This is a genomic window from Chitiniphilus purpureus, assembly GCF_025642115.1.
GTDB lineage: Bacteria > Pseudomonadota > Gammaproteobacteria > Burkholderiales > Chitinibacteraceae > Chitiniphilus > Chitiniphilus purpureus.
On the sequence record NZ_CP106753.1, the window covers coordinates 213,540 to 230,856 of the forward strand.

Genomic DNA, 17,317 nt, shown 5'->3' on the forward strand with positions numbered 1-17,317 from the left:
TCAGCTTCCTTCCGCCAGCGCCGCCACCACGCGCTCCATGCGCATGAAGCGCGAACCCTTGACCAGCACGGTGCCGTGGGGCGGCAGCGCTGCGCGCACCGCCTGCACCAGCGCCTGCAGGTCGTCAAAATGCTGTGCCTCGCCGAACGCCGCGGCCGCATGGCGCATCTGCACCCCCAGCGTGAACAGCGCGTCCACGCCCCGCTGTCGCGCATAGGCACCCACCTCGGCGTGCAGCAGCGCGGCCTGCTCGCCCACCTCGCCGATATCGCCCAGCACCAAGAGCGTGGGGCCGGGCGCTGCGGTCAGCACGTCGATCGCAGCCTTCATCGAATCGGGATTGGCGTTGTAGGTGTCGTCGATCAGCCGCGCACCGTTGAACGCCGCCTTGCTCTGCAACCGGCCGTTCACCCCGGCATAGCTGCCCAAGGCCTGGGCGATCACGGCGATCGGCATGCGCAGCGCATACCCCACCGCCGCCGCCGCCAATGCGTTGCGTACGTTGTGCAGACCGGGCGCGGGCAGCGTGACCGGCGCGTCATCGAGCGGCGCATCCAGGATGAAGCGGCTCTCGTGGGCCGCATGCGCGATGTCGCGCGCGCTGATCTCGGCGGCGTTGATGCCGAAGGTGATCTGCTTGCGCCCGGCGGCAAGCCGGCTCCACAGCTCGGCGTAGGCATCGTCGGCATTGATGATGGCAATCCCGTCAGCGGCAAGCCCGCCGAAGATCTCGCCCTTGGCACGGGCCACGCCTTCGACTGAACCGAGCGCCTCCAGGTGGGCAGCGCCGGCGTTGTTGACCAGCGCGATGTCCGGACGGGCCAGCGCGGTCAGCGCGGCGATCTCGCCGAAATGGTTCATGCCCATCTCAACGACGGCGTAGCGATGCGCGGCGCGCAGCGACAGCAGCGTGAGCGGCACGCCGATGTGGTTGTTCAGGTTGCCGCGCGTCGCGAGCACCGCGTCGGGCCCGGTGTGTGCGGCGAGCACCTTGGCGATCATTTCCTTGACGGTGGTCTTGCCGTTGCTGCCGGTGACGGCGATCACCGTGGGATCGAGCTTGTTGCGCCAGTAGGCGGCCAGCCGGGTCAGCGCCACCTGGGTGTCGGGCACCACCACTTCGGCCAGAGCGCCGGTGGGCCGTGCCACCAGCGCCGCGACCGCGCCGTCGGCCAGCGCGCCGGCGACGAAATCGTGTCCGTCGAAGCGCTCGCCCTGCAGCGCCACGAACAGATCCCCCGGTTGCACGTCGCGGCTGTCGGTGGTCACCCGTAGAAAGGCCAGCTCGGCATCGCCGGTCAATTGCCCTTCCAGCGCCAGCGCGGTCTCGCGTAGCGTCAACATCATCTTTCTTTCCTTGCCAGTACGGCGCGCGCCGCTTCGACATCGTCGAAGGGATGCCTGACGCCGTTGATTTCCTGATAGTTCTCGTGCCCCTTGCCGGCGATCAGCACTACATCGCCCGGCTGCGCAAGCTCGATGGTGTGGGCGATCGCCTCGCCGCGGTCCGATTCGACCGAGTAGTCGGCATCGCCGCTGCCGGTGGCCCCTTCCACGCCGGCCACGATGTCGTCGATGATCTGTTGCGGGCTTTCGCTGCGCGGGTTGTCGCTGGTGATCACCACCGTGTCGGCCAGATCGCAGGCGACCTTGCCCATCAGCGGGCGCTTGCCGCGGTCACGGTCGCCACCGCAGCCGAATACGCAGAACAGCCGGCCGCCGCCGGCCATCGCCTCGCGCAAGGTGGACAGCGTCTTTTCCAGTGCATCGGGCGTGTGGGCGTAGTCGACCACGACCAGTGGCTGCCGGGGCCCACCCCCGAGCCGTTGCATGCGCCCCGGTGCCGCCGCCACCTTGGACAGCGCCTGGGCAGCGGTCGCCAGCGGCACGTCGATCGCCAGCAGCGCGGCCAGGCAGGCGAGCAGGTTGTAGGCGTTGAAGCGGCCCACCAGCGACGAATGCAGCACGGTCGCGCCCATCGGTGTGGTCACTGCCAGCCGCAGCCCGGCCAGCGAGGCGTCGAGGCGTTGGGCGCGCACGTCACCGGCCTGCAGGCCATAGCTGAGTACGCGCGGCGCGGTGGTCTCGCGCAGCAGCTGGGCGCCGAACAGGTCGTCGGCGTTGATCACCGCCGCCTGCAATCCTTCCCAGACGAACAGCCGCGCCTTTTCGGCGCCATAGGCTTCGAGCGTGCCGTGGTAATCCAGGTGATCGCGCGTCAGGTTGGTGAAGATCGCCACGTCGAACGCCACCCCGTGGGTGCGCGCCTGGGCCAGTCCGTGCGACGACACTTCCATTGCCACCGTGCCGACCCCGGTGTCGCGAAAGCCGGCCAGCCAGCCTTGCAGCGCCACCGGATCGAGCGTGGTGTGGCTGGAGGGCAGCAACGACGGATAGATGCCGTTGCCCAGCGTGCCGAGCACCCCGACCTTGCGCTCCAGCCCGGTCAGCGCCTGCGCCAGCCAGTTGGCGATCGAGGTCTTGCCGTTGGTGCCGGTCACACCGAGCACGGTCATTTCGGCGGACGGATCGCCCATCAGCCGCGCGGCGACGATGCCAGCCTGGGCGCGCAGCTGCGCAATGGGGAGGTTGGGCACCGCCCACGCCGGATTCCAGTCGTATCCTTCGGCCTCCCAGACCACGGCGCCGGCACCGTTGGCGATGGCCGCCCCGATATGGTCGCGGCCGTCGGCCTCTTCACCCTGGAACGCGAGGAACACGTCGCCGCGCTTCACCTTGCGGCTGTCGGACACCACGTGGCGCCCTGCGGCCAGCAGATCGAGTGCGGCCAGATCGAGCGCGGGCAGGGGCCAGTTCGCAGGCTTCATGTTTCCTCCGGCACTTCCGGCACGTCCTGGCCGGGCAGCAGGATGTTGTCGGTCGGCGCATCGGGCGGCACGCCCAGCATGCGCAGGCTCCCGGCCACCACATTGGCGAACGCCGGGCCGGCGACGGTGCCGCCGTAGTAGGACTCGCCGCGTGGCTCGTCGATCATCACCGCCACGATCAGACGCGGATCGGAGACCGGGGCGAAGCCGACGAAGGAGCCGACGTATTTCTTTTCCACATAACCGCCCACCGACACTTTCTTGGCGGTGCCGGTCTTGCCGGCGACGCGGTAGCCGATCACCTGGGCACGCGTGCCGGTGCCGCCCGGCTGCGTGGCCTTTTCCATCATCAGCCGCACCGTAGCCGCCACCTCCGGCGTGAACACGCGCCTGCCCGGCAACGGTGCCACCTGCCGGGTGAAGGTGACCGGGCGGATCTGGCCATCGGTGGCGAACACCTGGTAGGCACGCGCCATCTGCATCAGGCTGACCGACAGGCCGTAGCCGTAGGACATGGTGGCCTGCTCCACCGGACGCCAGGTCTTCCAGGCGCGCAGCCGGCCGGAAGCCTCGCCGGGGAAGCCGGTACGCGGCGGCTGGCCGAAGCCGATGGCGTTGTAGTAGCGCCACAGGTATTCGCGCTCCAGCGAGAGTGCGATGCGGGTGGTACCGACGTTGGACGACTTGACCAGCACGCCTTCGACGCTGAGCGGACCATAGGCGTGCGTGTCCTTGATGGTGAAGCCGGCCATGCTGATCGCGCCGGCACCGGTATCGATCACAGTGCTGGGGGTGAACTTGCCCGATTCGAGGGCCGCGGCAACGGTGATGGGCTTCATCGTCGAGCCGGGTTCATACAGATCGGTCACCGCGCGGTTGCGCCGGCGTGCCGGATCGATGCGGGTGCGGCTGTTGGGGTTGTACGAGGGCACGTTCGCCAACGCCAGCACTTCGCCGGTGCGCGCATCGAGCACCACGATGCCACCACCCAACGCCTTGTTGGCCTCCACCGCCGCCTTCAGTTCGCGGTAGGCCAGATACTGGATGCGCCGGTCGATCGACAGCGTCAGCGTCTCACCGTCCTTGGGTGGCACGATGGTCGAGATGTCCTCGACGATATAACCGCGCCGGTCGCGGATCACGGTGCGGCTGCCGGCCTTGCCGGCCAGCATGTCCTGCCGGGTCAGCTCGAAGCCTTCCTGGCCGCGCCCGTCGATATTGGTGAAGCCGATGATGTGCGCAGTGACCTCGCCGGCCGGGTAGTAGCGCCGGTATTCAGTCTGCGCATAGACGCCGGGCAGGTTCAGCTCCAGCACCTTGCGCGCATCCTGCGGCGCCATGTGCCGGCGCAGCCAGACGAAATCCGGCTGCACCGCCCTGCCATCGCTGCCCTTGCGGCTGGTGGCGAGGCGGCTTTGCACCACCTTGAGCGGCAGGTCGACCGCCTTGGCCAGGCGCGCCAGCTCCTCGCGCGAGACCGGCACCGGCTCCTTCTCCGAGCTGGGCTCCCAACCGGCCGGGCGCTTCTGCCCGGGTGGCAGCAGCTTGATCGAGCGTGGGCTTGCCCAGATCGACTGCACCGGCGTCGAGATCGCCAACGGTTCGCCGTTGCGGTCGGTGATCATGCCCCGGTTGGCTTCCAGCTTGAGGGTGCGGGCATAGCGCGCCTCGCCCTGCTGCTGCAGGAAGCCTTCGTTGAGCACCTGCAGATAGAAGGCGCGCGCCAGCAGGATCGCGAACAGCAGCATCAGACCACCGACGATCAGCCAGACGCGCCAGCGCTCCAGCTTCAACTGCTGTGCATAACGCTGGCGGCTGCGGCCCGGAATGGCGGTCTGCATCAGTCCGCGCTCCCGTCGTGCCGCGGTGGCGGCACGGTCTGCCCGCGCGGCAGGATCACCTGGGTGCGCCCCGGTCCGGGCAGTTGCATCCCGAGCTTGCGCGTGGCTTCGTCCTCGATGCGCGAGTGCATGGCCCAGGTGCTTTGCTCCAGCTGCAGCTGGCCCCATTCGACATCCAGCTTGCGGGTGTGCTGGGCTTCCTTCTGCAGCTCGCTGTAGAGCTTGCGCGCCTTGTGCTGGCTGGTGACCACCGACATGGCGCACAGCAGCAACAGCCCCAGCAAAAACAGATTGAGGCGGATCATTGTGCCGCCTCCGTTCGTTCCGCCACCCTGAGGATTGCGCTGCGGGCGCGTGGATTGTCCGCCAGCTCCGCCGCGCCCGCCCTGATCGGCTTGCCGATCAGGCGCAATGGCGGCGGTGGGATCTCGGCCGCCCTGACCGGCAGCCGGTCGGGCAGGTCGCGCCGCGCCGCATCCTGCATGAAGCGCTTGACGATGCGGTCCTCCAGCGAATGGAACGCAATCACCGCCAACCGGCCGCCCGGCTTCAGCAGCGCCAATGCCTGCGGCAGGATCAGCGCGAGTTCTTCAAGCTCGCGATTGATGAAAATCCGTAGAGCCTGGAAGGTACGCGTCGCCGGGTCCTGCCCCGGCTCACGGGTGCGCACGACGCCTGCCACGAGCGTGGCAAGTTCCCTTGTCGTACCGATTGGGCGCTCGCCCCGACGCGCAACAATCGCTGCTGCAATCTGTTTAGCAAACCGCTCTTCGCCATAGTCACGTATCACCTCGGCAATATCCTGCTGGCTGGCGCCAGCGAGCCACTGGGCCGCCGTCGGGCCGCGCGTGGTGTCCATGCGCATATCCAGCGGCGCATCGAAACGAAAGCTGAATCCCCGTGCACCGTCATCCAACTGGGGAGACGACACGCCCAGATCGAGCAGCACACCGTCGATCGCGGTCACGCCGCGCGCGGCAAGGGCCTCGCCCAGCGCAGCGAAGCCGTCGTGGACGATCGAGAAGCGCGGATCGGTGATCCGGCCGGCCTCGGCGATGGCTGCGGGGTCCTTGTCGAACGCGACAAGGCGCCCGGCCGGCCCCAGATGCGACAGGATGAGGCGACTGTGCCCGCCGCGCCCGAAGGTGCCGTCGACATAACAGCCGTCGGAATGGATCGCCAGGGCCGCGACGGCCTCGTGCAACAGCACGGTCTTGTGCACGAAGCTCACAGCGAGATGCCCTGCATCTGTGCCGCCAGTTCGGTCGGGTCGATCCCCATGACGGCCTCGTTCTGCGCCGCCCACTTGGCTTCGTCCCACAGCTCGAACTTGTTGCCCATGCCCACGAGCGCCACGCCCTTGTCCAACCGGGCGATCTGGCGCAGTCGCGGCGAGATCAGTACGCGGCCGGCGCCATCGAGCTCGACTTCTTCGGCATGGCCGACGATGAAGCGCCTGATCGGCATCTGCGCACCGGTCAGGGTGTTGAGCTGGTCGCGTACCGGCAGCCAGTCAGGCTCCGGATAGAGCAACAGACAGCCCGACGGCTCGACGGTGATCACCAGCCGGCCACCGCAACGCGCGGACAGCAACTCCCTGTGCTTGGCCGGAATGGCCAAACGACCCTTGCTATCGAGGTTGAGAGATGCGACGCCGCTGAACATGGTCCTTGTTTCCAAGTGGGCAGGTTTTACACTTTTCCCCACTTTTTCCCACTGCGCCCCACTATAGAGCAAAAAAAACGCCCTCACAAGGGGCGTCAACCGACATTTCCGTTTTGATACAATCACTTATCGCAATTCGTTTATGCAAAGCGACTGCTTCACAAAACGGTGCAAAATGAAGCGACAATATCGCAATCTTAAAGTGCTACTTTAGGTTGGCACGCCACCTTTGGCTGAGCCGTCCCACCACCACATCGATGCCCGATCCATTGCGCGTAAGCAATACTGCACACCGCCCGCCAGCCGCTGCCACGGCAACCGTGCCAGCTTGCATCCCTGCAGGTTGCCAGCAACCGGCTGGGGTGCCTTCCGATGATGCCAGGGGCTGCATTCAGCACGACGCAATTGCGCCGGACCGAATCGGGCCGACCATGACCCGGAGCAGCCACCGGCGTTTTCCAAGGAGCACGGCACGGTGACGTGTCCTTTTCCGACCCCGTCCTCGGGCCATGCACAACCAGCGTGCCGCGTAGTGCACCCGGCCCATCCCGATACCGCCATCGGACCATATGGAACAGGCGCCAGATCATGAAACTGCTGCGCGTCCTGTTCTATCTGTTTTTGGGCTGGATCGCATTGCGCTGGCTGCTGCAGTGTTTCCATCCACAACTGGGCCAACGGCTGGACCATACGATGCGGATTGCTGCGGTGGTGCTGGTGCTGGTCGCCTCCGTGACACTGCTGGGACAATGGTTGGCATGACAAGGCGCAAGGCCGGTGCGCGCAGCCGTTGCCGGGCCTGGACTAAGGCATTTCCCGCATGCCCCCCACGCTTGGCTTTCGCCATCATCGCGGCTAACGTAGCAGACTGCGCAGTGACAGTTGACCGCCACGGGCATGAAAAAAACGGCGCAGCTTTCACAAGCGCTGCCTTTACGGTAAAACAAAGCCATGACAGGGTGATCAGGGGGCAAGGACGATGCTGGACGTGGTATTCCGCAAGACGGACCAGGGCTCGGAAGAAGTACGGACCCGTGGGCATGGACTTTCTCCCAAGCTACGTCAGCTGCTGATCATGATCGACGGCAAGACTGCGGTCGGCCAGCTGCCGCTGCAACTGCCGCAGAAGGAGCTGGTCCATCGGCTGATGGAGCTTGAATGGGACGGCTTCATCGAACGGATCGGCGGTGTCGCCGCCGGCAGCAACGCCACCGCCCCCAGCGCGCCGGCGCCGGCTGCGTTCACGGTGGAGCGCAATGCCATCAGCGCCGCCCAGGCGGCCCGGGTGCGCACCATCCTCTACATGAGCAATCAGAACCAGCTCGCCGGGGCGCTTGACGATCTGCTGCTGCAGTTGGAAGGGGTGGTCGACAAGAAGGTGCTGGAAGCCGGGATCACCCGCTGGCAACAGTTGATGCACCAGCGCGGCCACGACGCCATCATGCAGACCTATCTTGCGCAGATCCGGGCCGCGCTCAAGGATTGAGCAGGGCCTGCCTGCGACGGTCGCGCAGCCGCAGCGCCCCTAGCCCAGCCGCGCATCAAGCAGCATCGCCTCCAACGCCGCCCAATCGGGCGGCGTTGCGCTTTGCACGATCACTTCGAAACGGTTGTCGCGCCGGTACGCCGAGACCGCGGCGGCCGGCATGCCGTCGACCCAGTCGAACCGATACCAGTCGCGTTCGGTCTGGAACACGCCCTTGGCCCTGACCAGCCCGGCGAGGCCCAGTTGTTGCGGGTCGTTGAACACCTCGAACAATTCAGCCAACCGCTGCGAGCCGAACATCTGCGTCGCAGCGAACACCCAGCCACAGCTGTGTGAGTCAAGGCTGCTCTGCGTACGGCGTCGTGCCTCGGGCAGCCCGCCGTCTGTGGCAGGCGCGCCGGTCGGCCGGCGTCGTACCGGCGCCAGTCCATGCGCGGGCGGACGCACCACCGGCGCCGACCAGCGCTGCAGATCCATCCGCAGATCAAGCAGCGCGGCGTCGAATACACCGCCGCGTGTTTGCACCACAGCCAGCTTCTCGGGAAACATGGCGCCCGCCATGGCGCCTGCGCGATCGATCTGCCCGGTGTCGGCAAGGTCGGTCTTGTTGATCACCAGCACATCCGCAAGCTCGAGCTGATCGCGCCAGGTGTCGTGACTGGTGTAGCGCGGATCATCCACATGGCGCGGGTCAAGCAGGGTGACCACGGCACGCGGCTCGAAGCTTGCCGCCATCAGGGGCTCGCGCAGCAGATCGACGATGCCGGCCGGATGCCCCAGGCCCGAGGGCTCGATCAGGATGCGATCGGGCCGGCGCGCGCGGACCAGCCGCGTCAGCGCTGTGCGCAGCATCGGGCTGGTGGTGCAGCAGATGCAGCCGCCCGGCACTTCGGCCACCTCCAACTCGCCCCCTACCGCGGACAACGTCGCGCCATCGATGCCGACCTCGCCGAATTCATTGACCACCACAGCCCAGTACTGGTCGGCCGGCTTGCGCGCCAGCAACCCGGTCAGGGCCGTGGTCTTGCCCACGCCGAGAAATCCGGTGACGAGATTGACGGGAATGGGCGAAAGCGCAGAACTCATATGGAATCCGAAAACGTGGAACATCCTGCAAGCCGGACCGGACAGCATCTGACCGCGGAACGCGATGCCTGGCAGCCTTGCACTGCCAACCATCGATGGCGGTGCGAAGGGCACGCAGGGCGGGAACAGCGCCGCTATGCCGTCGGCGCCGCCTTGTGCGGACGTCGGCTGGCTTCGTCGGTATGCAGTTTCTGCATCGCACCGCCCAGTTCACCCGCCAGCATCAGCGGCAGCACCGCATGGGCACGAAGCAACGTATCGTCGATCAGCGCCTGCTCTTCCTTGCGCGGCGGCTTCAGTACATAGCCCGCCACCATCGCCCGGTCGCCCGGGTGGCCGATTCCGATGCGCAGGCGCCAGAAATCCGGCGTGGACAGGTGGGCCTGGATATCCTTCAGCCCGTTGTGCCCGCCGTTGCCGCCACCTTGCTTGAGCTTGATCTGCCCGGGCGGCAGGTCCAGTTCGTCATGTACCACCAGGATCTCTCGCGGCAGGATGCGATAGAACTGCGCCAGCGCCACGACCGCAAGCCCGCTGCGGTTCATGAAGGTCTGTGGCTGCAGCAGCCACACTTCGTGCCCTGCCAACCGGGCGCGCCCGACAAGGCCATGGAACTTCGCGTCATGGCGCAGCGAGGTGCCGGCATCGCGCGCCAACTGGTCCACCCACCAGAACCCTGCATTGTGGCGGGTGGCCGTGTATTCGGCACCGGGATTGCCCAGACCGACGACAAGCTTGATAGGGAAATATGCTGCAGTCATCGGGCCCGCCGGAAGTCTTTGATCCACGCATTCTACCTGCGATGCAAAAAACGATGGACACCGCAAAAAAATGCGGGTAGCGTGTCCGTCGCAGTCGCATCAAAGCATGTATTCGAGCAGTTCTCCGCCCGATTGGTGGCGCCCAGTTGCTTCCCGGCTACGTTTCTTGATCGTTTGCAGGACCAGGGCATAACTGCCCGAATTTTTTACATTTTTCAGTTTTAGAAGGAACGTAGCATGGCTACCGGTACCGTCAAGTGGTTCAACGACTCCAAGGGCTTTGGCTTCATCACCCCCGATGATGGCAGCCAGGATCTGTTCGCGCATTTCTCCGAAATCCAAGGCAACGGCTTCAAGAGCCTGCAAGAGAACCAGCGCGTCGAGTTCGAGGTCAAGCAAGGCCCCAAGGGCCTGCAGGCCGCAGCGATCCGCAAGGCCTAATCGCCTTTGCAGTCAAAAAAACCGCGGCTTGCCGCGGTTTTTTTTATGCCCTCAGCTGCCGCGCTCCGGAAACAGCACCTCGGTATAACCGAGCTTGTGCAGGTCGCGGATATGGAACGGATAGAGCACGCCGTTCAAGTGATCGCACTCATGCTGTACCACCCGGGCATGGAAGCCATCGACAGTGCGGTCGATCGCCTTGCCGTATGGATCGAATCCGGTATATCGCAGCTGCGTATGCCGGGGCACCAGTCCCCGCAGCCCCGGCACGGACAGGCAGCCTTCCCAGCCTTCCTCGATCTGATCGGAGAGCGGGGTCAGCACTGGGTTGATCAGCACCGTTTCGGGCACCGGCGGCGCGTCGGGATAACGCGGGCTCGTCTGGAAGCCGAAGATCACCACCTGCAGCCCGACGCCGATCTGCGGCGCGGCGATGCCGACCCCGCCTTGCGCATGCATTGTGTCGAACAGATCCTCGACCAATGCGTGCAGCTGCGGCGTATCGAACGCCCCGACCGGCCTGGCAAGCTCATACAGCCTGGGATCTCCCATCTTCAGCACGGCACGTACCGGCATGGTGGCTCCTTGCTCAAAATAAGGCGCGACGGACGGAGAGGGTGTCTTACAATCATGCGGTCGCGTTCCAGGACAGTACCATGCCCCCACGCATCCTTTTTGTCGAAGACGACAGCGAACTGGCCGAGCTGATCGGCGGATTCCTGAGAGGCTTTGAATTCGAGGTGACCCATCTGCCCGACGGCAGCCAGGTGCTCGAACGGGTCAGGCAGGCGCCGCCCGATCTCGTACTGCTGGACATCATGCTGCCGGGCAAGGACGGTCTGACACTGTGCCGGGAGCTGCGCGAGTTCTATACCGGTCCGGTCGTGATGCTGACCTCGCTCAACAGCGACATGAACCAGATCCTGGGCTTCGAGATCGGCGCCACCGACTACGTGGTGAAGACCACGCCGCCCGCGGTATTGCTGGCACGCATCCGTGCCCACCTGCGTAGTGGCCAGCCGCCGGCCAGCGGCACGACCAACCCCGCACCCAGCACCGACCGTTCCTCACTGAACTTCGGCAAGCTGCAGGTGGACGCGCGCAATCGCACCGCCACCTACGGCAAGGAGCCGTTGCACCTGTCGACCGGCGATTTCGACCTGTTGTGGGAGCTGGCGCGGCATGCGGGCGAGATCCTGTCGCGCGACCATCTGCTCAAGACGCTGCGCGGCATCGAATATGACGGCATGGACCGCAGCATCGATGTGGCCATCTCCCGGTTGCGCAAGAAGCTCAACGACGATCCCAACGAGCCGCGCAAGATCAAGACCATCCGGCACAAGGGTTATCTGTTTGCCACCGACATCTGGTGGCAGGAATAGTGGCGGCAGCCCTGTGGGCGCCACGCCCGCCCGATTGCGGAACCAAGCATGCGTAAGCTGTTCCTGCGCTTCTATCTCACCGTGGTGGTGTGCTTTCTCGCCTCAGGCCTGCTGATCGGCACGCTGTACAAGCAGATGCTCGAACGGATCAACCGCCAGTATCTGAACGACGTCTTCCAAAGCACCATCATCATCGTCGAGAACGAACTGGGCGCGCTGCCGCAATCGCTGTGGCACGACGAGATCGCACGGCTGCGCAACAAGCTGCCGGTGCCGGTCAACATCGAAGCGGTGGAGGACTACCAGCTGACCGCACCGGTGCTGCAAAGCCTGATGGGTGGCGAGACGCTGTACCTGCCCAGGCGCAACATCTACATCCACCGCATTCCCGACACCCAGCTTGCGATCGAGCTCGGGCCGGTCACCTACCTCGCCCGGCTCGACAGCGTCTCGTGGCCCGATGTGCTTGGCCTGATCCTGATGTCGGCGGCGCTGGGCATCCCCACCTGGCTGTGGCTGCGGCCATTCTGGCGCGATCTGCTGGCGCTGGTCCGGCAAAGCCGCAAGCTCGGCACCGGCGACTTCAGTGCCCGCACCCGGCTGGAGCCCTCGTCGCCGCTGGCGCCGCTGTCCGGCACCATCAACCGGATGGCGCAGGATATCGAAGAGCTTTCCTCCAGCCGCCAGGCGATGATCGACGCCATCTCGCACGACGTGCGCACACCGCTGGCCCGCCTGCGCTATCGGCTTGAAGCAGTGAAGGCCGGTGCGGCGGTCGACGGCTTTGTCGCCGGTGCCGAACGCGATCTGCAACAGATGGACCAGCTGGTCGAGGAATGGCTCACGCTGCGCACACTGGAGCGGCCCGAAATGCAGCCCGAGCTGCAGCCCTTCGAAGCCCTGCCCTGGCTGACCCGGCAACTGGATGAACTGGCGGTGAACGGCGCCCCGGTGACCCTGGTGAATGCCACCGGCCACGACGAGCCGTGGTTGTGGGCAGACCGCTACTACCTGGGCCGCGCGCTCGGCAATCTGGTGAGCAATGCCTGGCGCTACGGCGGCGGCCGGATTCGGGTGACGCTGGCGTGGCAAAACGGCGAGGCGCGGCTGGAGGTGGACGATGACGGTCCGGGCATCCCGAGCGAGGCGCGCGAGCGGCTGCGCAAGCCCTTCGAACGGCTGGAGGGCAGCCGCAATCGCAACACCGGCGGGCATGGTCTCGGGCTTGCCATCACCGCGATGATCATGCGCGGCCACCAGGGGCAGCTGCTGATGAGTGACAGCGACCTGGGCGGCGCCCAGCTGGTGCTCGTCTGGCCGACCCCGATCACCGCCGAAGAAACACCGGCGCTGTAAGCGGCAGGCGTTCCCCGCTACAATGGCCCGATTCCCCACGCATTGCCGCATCCCCATGGATATCCAGCTTTACATGCGCGAAGTCGGGCAACGCGCCCGCACCGCCAGCCGCGCGATGGCCAAGGCCGACACCGCCGCCAAGAACCGCGCCCTCAACGCCATTGCCGACGCCATCGTACGCGATGCGGCAGCGCTCAAGGCCGCCAACGAACAGGACATGGCACAGGCACGTGCCGACGGCCTGGAGCCGGCGTTGCTCGATAGGCTGCAGCTCACCGAGAAGACCATCGCCACCATGGCCGAAGGCCTGCGCCAGATCGCCACGCTGCCCGATCCGATCGGCAACATGGGCGATTTCAAATACCGGCCCAGCGGCATCCAGGTGGGCAAGATGCGCGTGCCGCTCGGTGTGATCGGCATCATCTACGAGGCCAGGCCCAATGTGACCGCCGATGCGGCGGGCCTGTGCATCAAGTCCGGCAACGCCACCATCCTGCGTGGCGGCCGCGAGGCCTTCCACTGCAACCAGGCCATCGCCGGGCTGGTGAAGGCGGGCCTGGCCGCGGCCGGGCTGCCTGAGGCGGCGGTACAGATCATCGAAACACCGGACCGTGCCGCGGTGGGCGAGCTGATCACCCTGACCGAGTTCGTCGACGTGATCGTGCCGCGCGGCGGCAAGGGCCTGATCGAACGCATCAGCCGCGATGCGCGGGTGCCGGTGATCAAGCACCTGGACGGCATCTGCCATGTCTACATCGACGACGAGGCCGATCCGGAAAAGGCGATCCGCATCGCCGACAACGCCAAGACCCAGCGCTACGCGCCGTGCAACACCATGGAAACGCTGCTGGTGCACGAGAACGTCGCCGACCTGATCCTGCCACCGTTGGCCGCCATCTATCGCGAGAAGGGCGTGGAGCTGCGAGGCTGCGAGGCCACCCGCGGCATCCTGCCCGATGCGATCCCGGCCACCGAGGAAGACTGGCGCACCGAGTATCTCGCGCCCATCCTGGCCATCCGGATCGTCGCCGATCTGGATGCGGCGATCGATCACATCAACACCTATGGCAGCCACCATACCGACGCCATCGTCAGCGAGAACTACAGCAAGGCGCGGCGCTTCCTGCGCGAGGTGGATTCGGCCAGCGTGATGGTCAATGCCTCGACCCGCTTCGCCGATGGCTTCGAATACGGCCTGGGCGCCGAGATCGGCATCTCCACCGACAAGATCCACGCCCGTGGGCCGGTGGGCCTGGAAGGGCTGACCAGCGAGAAATGGATCGTGCTGGGCAACGGCGAGATCCGCACCTGAAAGGCGACGCCCGCGCCCCGTGCGCCACTGCGACAGGCATTGCCGGGCAGGGGCGCGACCCGGCTCGCCCGGCGGCGCGGCATGGCCACAGTGGCCGCCCGGGGTAAACTGACATTTTCAATGCCGCAGCCGCCCAGCGCACGGGCCGGCGGCAAACCATGGAATCCCTGATGAACGAACAGACCCAGCAAATGCGCGACATCGCCGTCGCCGCCTTGGAAGACATCAAGGCCAAATACATCGAGATTCTCGATACCACCGAGCTGACCGACCTGTTCGAATGCATGGTGGTCGCCTCGGGCGAATCCAACCGGCAGGTGCGCGCGCTTGCCAACAACGTGGCCGTCGAGCTCAAGGCCAAGGGCTTCCAGGTGCTGTCCACCGAAGGCGAGGAAAGCGGCGAGTGGGTGCTGGTCGACGCCGGCAGCCTGGTGGTGCATGTGATGCTGCCGGCGGTGCGCGACTACTACGATCTGGAGCAGCTGTGGGGCGGCCAGAAGCCCACGTTCAACCCCACCGGCCGGCCATGGTCTGCCGCATAGCCGGCAGGCACTTGTATGCACGGCCTAACCATATAACCATCGCGTCTTTTTCAGACTTTTCGATTTCGGTAGATTCCCTATCCCAAGGCCGGGCACCGCGTGCCTGGTCTTTCCTGTTTCTGGCCACCCGATACACATGAATACGATCAGCGAAGCGCGCCTGACCCATCTGAAGCAACTGGAAGCCGAATCGATCCACATCATTCGGGAAGTCGCCGCGGAATTCGAGAACCCGGTGATGCTCTACTCGATCGGCAAGGACAGCGCCGTGATGCTGCACCTGGCCAGGAAGGCCTTTGCGCCCGGCAGGCCGCCGTTCCCGTTGATGCACGTCGATACCACCTGGAAATTCCAGGAGATGTACAAGCTGCGCGACAAGCAGAAGGCCGAGGGCTGGAACCTGATCACGCATGTGAACGAGGAAGGCGTGAAGGCCGGCATCAACCCGTTCACCGCCGGCAGCGCCAAGCACACCGACGTGATGAAGACCGAGGGGCTGAAGCAGGCGCTGAACAAGCATGGCTTCGACGCTGCCTTCGGCGGCGCGCGCCGCGACGAGGAAAAGAGCCGCGCCAAGGAGCGCGTGTACTCGTTCCGCGACAAGAACCACCGCTGGGATCCGAAGAACCAGCGCCCGGAGCTGTGGAACATCTACAACTCGCGCATCGACAAGGGCGAGAGCATCCGCGTGTTCCCGCTGTCGAACTGGACCGAGCTCGATATCTGGCAGTACATCTTCCTCGAGCACATCGAGATCGTGCCGCTCTATTTCGCCGCCGAACGCGAAGTGGTCGAGTACAACGGCGCGCTGGTGATGATCGACGACGAGCGCATCCTGCAGTACCTCACCCCCGAGCAGAAGGCCACCATCCGCAGGAAGTGGGTGCGTTTCCGCACACTGGGTTGCTATCCGTTGACCGGTGCCGTCGAATCGACCGCGGCCACGCTGCCCGAGATCATCCAGGAAATGCTGCTGACCACCACCAGCGAGCGCCAGGGCCGCGTGATCGACCACGATTCGAGCGGGTCGATGGAAAAGAAGAAGATGGAAGGGTATTTCTGAGTGAGGGGTAAGGCGTCAGGAGCGAGGGGAAACCCCGCTGCTGATGCCACCAAATTACACCTCTCCCCTCACACCTCACACCTCACACGACTATGAGCCACCAATCCGACCTGATCGCCAGCGACATCCTCGCCTACCTCAAGCAGCACGAGAACAAGGATCTGCTGCGCTTCATCACCTGCGGTAACGTCGACGACGGCAAGTCCACGCTGATCGGCCGGCTGCTGCACGATTCCAAGTTGATCTTCGAGGACCACCTCGCCGCGATCAAGAAGGACAGCCAGAAGTACAACACCACCGACGACGAGTTCGATCTGGCATTGCTGGTCGACGGCCTGCAGGCCGAGCGCGAGCAGGGCATCACCATCGACGTGGCCTACCGCTACTTCAGCACCGACAAGCGCAAGTTCATCATCGCCGACTGCCCGGGCCACGAGCAGTACACCCGCAACATGGCCACCGGCGCCTCCACCTGCGATCTGGCGGTGATCCTGATCGATGCCCGCTATGGCGTGCAGACCCAGACCCGCCGCCACAGCTACATTGTCAGCCTGCTCGGCATCCGCCACGTGCTGGTCGCAGTCAACAAGATGGACCTCGTGGACTTCTCCGAAGCGCGCTTCAACGAGATCAAGGCTGCCTACCTCGAATTCGCCGGCGCACTGGACATCCCCGACATCCGCTTCGTGCCGATCTCGGCATTGAAAGGCGACAACGTGGTCAACGCCTCCGCGCAGACGCCGTGGTACGACGGCGGCACGCTGATGGCACTGCTGGAAAGCGTCAAGGTCGACCGCGACGCCCAGCTTAATGCGTTCCGTCTGCCGGTGCAGTATGTGAACCGGCCCAATCTGGACTTCCGTGGCTTCTGCGGCACCATCGCCGCCGGCCAGATCGCCCCGGGCGATGACGTCGTTGCGCTGCCATCGGGCAAGCGCTCCAAGGTGAAGGCCATCGTCACCTTCGAAGGTGAGCAGGCCACCGCCTTCGCCAGTCAGGCCATCACGCTCACACTGGACGACGAGATCGACATCAGCCGCGGCGACCTGATCGTGCGCGCTGGCGACCCCCAGCCCAGCGTGGCCCAGGCGTTCGACGCCCATGTGGTATGGATGAACGAATCGCCGCTCACCGTCGGCAAGGAATACGTGATCAAGCTTGCCGGCAAGAGCGTATTCGGCCGCGTCAGCAGGATCGCCCACCGCGTCGATGTCAACACCATGGCGCAGACTGAGGCCGGCCAGCTGGGCCTTAACGAAATCGCCCTGGTCACCGTCGAAGTCAATGCCCCGGTGGTGTTCGACCCCTACGCTGCCTGCCGCGGCACCGGCAGTTTCATCGTGATCGACCGGCTCACCAATGCCACCGCCGGCGCCGGCATGATCACGGCCGCGGCAAACCGTGCGGACGGACACAGCGACGACCTGGACGAGCTGGCGCGCTTCAGGGCGTTCGAGGTGGAACTCAATGCGCTGGTACGCAAGTATTTCCCGCATTGGGGTGCGTTGGAGATTCCGCGCGGCCCGCGCTGACGCTGCCGACAGACAACCGCCG

General features: G+C 65.5%; 18 protein-coding genes. 9 read left to right on the top strand and 9 right to left on the bottom strand.

Annotated features, from left to right (window positions below):
• The 6 genes from N8I74_RS00810 to mraZ are packed head-to-tail and all read right to left on the bottom strand — an operon-like array spanning position 1 to position 6,334.
• Positions 1 to 1,347 carry a UDP-N-acetylmuramoyl-tripeptide--D-alanyl-D-alanine ligase gene (locus tag N8I74_RS00810; RefSeq protein ID WP_308445868.1) on the bottom strand — a complete coding sequence of 449 codons (1,347 nt, stop codon included), beginning with the start codon at positions 1,345 to 1,347 and terminating at the stop codon, positions 1 to 3.
• Positions 1,344 to 2,828, bottom strand: coding sequence for a UDP-N-acetylmuramoyl-L-alanyl-D-glutamate--2,6-diaminopimelate ligase (locus N8I74_RS00815; RefSeq protein WP_263125004.1), 1,485 nt, complete (start codon positions 2,826 to 2,828; stop codon positions 1,344 to 1,346). The genes N8I74_RS00810 and N8I74_RS00815 overlap by 4 nt, the downstream gene beginning before the upstream one ends.
• Complete coding sequence (locus tag N8I74_RS00820) at positions 2,825 to 4,669, bottom strand: peptidoglycan D,D-transpeptidase FtsI family protein (RefSeq protein ID WP_263125005.1); 1,845 nt, start codon at positions 4,667 to 4,669, stop codon at positions 2,825 to 2,827. The genes N8I74_RS00815 and N8I74_RS00820 overlap by 4 nt, the downstream gene beginning before the upstream one ends.
• Positions 4,669 to 4,974, bottom strand: a complete 306-nt coding sequence (ftsL, locus tag N8I74_RS00825; RefSeq protein WP_263125006.1) for a cell division protein FtsL — start codon at positions 4,972 to 4,974, stop codon at positions 4,669 to 4,671. The genes N8I74_RS00820 and ftsL overlap by 1 nt, the downstream gene beginning before the upstream one ends.
• Complete coding sequence (rsmH, locus tag N8I74_RS00830; RefSeq protein WP_263125008.1) at positions 4,971 to 5,900, bottom strand: 16S rRNA (cytosine(1402)-N(4))-methyltransferase RsmH; 930 nt, start codon at positions 5,898 to 5,900, stop codon at positions 4,971 to 4,973. The genes ftsL and rsmH overlap by 4 nt, the downstream gene beginning before the upstream one ends.
• A complete protein-coding gene (gene mraZ, locus N8I74_RS00835) occupies positions 5,897 to 6,334 on the bottom strand; it encodes a division/cell wall cluster transcriptional repressor MraZ (protein WP_263125009.1) in 438 nt (145 codons plus the stop codon). Before mraZ ends, rsmH begins: the two co-directional genes overlap by 4 nt.
• A gap of 588 nt (positions 6,335 to 6,922) precedes the next feature.
• Between mraZ and N8I74_RS00840 the strand changes: the two genes are divergently transcribed.
• Positions 6,923 to 7,096 carry a protein MIGRI gene (locus tag N8I74_RS00840; protein ID WP_263125010.1) on the top strand — a complete coding sequence of 58 codons (174 nt, stop codon included), beginning with the start codon at positions 6,923 to 6,925 and terminating at the stop codon, positions 7,094 to 7,096.
• A gap of 217 nt (positions 7,097 to 7,313) precedes the next feature.
• Positions 7,314 to 7,820: a hypothetical protein gene (locus tag N8I74_RS00845; RefSeq protein ID WP_263125011.1), complete on the top strand. Its 507-nt coding sequence runs from the start codon at positions 7,314 to 7,316 to the stop codon at positions 7,818 to 7,820.
• A gap of 39 nt (positions 7,821 to 7,859) precedes the next feature.
• On the opposite strand, the gene N8I74_RS00850 is transcribed toward N8I74_RS00845, so the two are convergent.
• Both N8I74_RS00850 and pth read right to left on the bottom strand, forming a co-directional pair.
• Positions 7,860 to 8,906, bottom strand: coding sequence for a CobW family GTP-binding protein (locus N8I74_RS00850; protein WP_263125013.1), 1,047 nt, complete (start codon positions 8,904 to 8,906; stop codon positions 7,860 to 7,862).
• A gap of 134 nt (positions 8,907 to 9,040) precedes the next feature.
• Complete coding sequence (gene pth, locus N8I74_RS00855; protein ID WP_263125014.1) at positions 9,041 to 9,667, bottom strand: aminoacyl-tRNA hydrolase; 627 nt, start codon at positions 9,665 to 9,667, stop codon at positions 9,041 to 9,043.
• A 237-nt stretch (positions 9,668 to 9,904) separates the two neighbouring features.
• Here pth and N8I74_RS00860 point away from each other — a divergent pair, with 237 nt between their 5' ends.
• Complete coding sequence (locus N8I74_RS00860; RefSeq protein WP_263125015.1) at positions 9,905 to 10,108, top strand: cold-shock protein; 204 nt, start codon at positions 9,905 to 9,907, stop codon at positions 10,106 to 10,108.
• A gap of 51 nt (positions 10,109 to 10,159) precedes the next feature.
• Here the strand turns inward: N8I74_RS00860 and def are convergent, their stop codons facing one another.
• Positions 10,160 to 10,684 (bottom strand): peptide deformylase, encoded by a 525-nt coding sequence (def, locus tag N8I74_RS00865; RefSeq protein ID WP_263125016.1) that lies wholly within the window; start codon positions 10,682 to 10,684, stop codon positions 10,160 to 10,162.
• Between the two features lie 80 nt (positions 10,685 to 10,764).
• Here def and rstA point away from each other — a divergent pair, with 80 nt between their 5' ends.
• From rstA to cysN, 6 genes are all read left to right on the top strand, one after another.
• Positions 10,765 to 11,490 (top strand): two-component system response regulator RstA, encoded by a 726-nt coding sequence (rstA, locus tag N8I74_RS00870; protein ID WP_263125017.1) that lies wholly within the window; start codon positions 10,765 to 10,767, stop codon positions 11,488 to 11,490.
• A 48-nt stretch (positions 11,491 to 11,538) separates the two neighbouring features.
• Entirely contained in the window at positions 11,539 to 12,846 is a 1,308-nt protein-coding gene (locus tag N8I74_RS00875) for an ATP-binding protein (protein WP_263125018.1), read from the top strand.
• Positions 12,847 to 12,901: 55 nt separating this feature from the next.
• On the top strand, positions 12,902 to 14,158 hold the full coding sequence (locus tag N8I74_RS00880) for a glutamate-5-semialdehyde dehydrogenase (protein WP_263125019.1): 1,257 nt from the start codon (positions 12,902 to 12,904) through the stop codon (positions 14,156 to 14,158).
• A 170-nt stretch (positions 14,159 to 14,328) separates the two neighbouring features.
• Complete coding sequence (rsfS, locus tag N8I74_RS00885) at positions 14,329 to 14,700, top strand: ribosome silencing factor (RefSeq protein ID WP_263125020.1); 372 nt, start codon at positions 14,329 to 14,331, stop codon at positions 14,698 to 14,700.
• Positions 14,701 to 14,836: 136 nt separating this feature from the next.
• Positions 14,837 to 15,763, top strand: a complete 927-nt coding sequence (gene cysD, locus N8I74_RS00890; RefSeq protein ID WP_263125021.1) for a sulfate adenylyltransferase subunit CysD — start codon at positions 14,837 to 14,839, stop codon at positions 15,761 to 15,763.
• 92 nt (positions 15,764 to 15,855) lie between these two features.
• Entirely contained in the window at positions 15,856 to 17,295 is a 1,440-nt protein-coding gene (gene cysN, locus N8I74_RS00895; protein WP_263125022.1) for a sulfate adenylyltransferase subunit CysN, read from the top strand.
• Positions 17,296 to 17,317 lie beyond the last annotated feature (22 nt).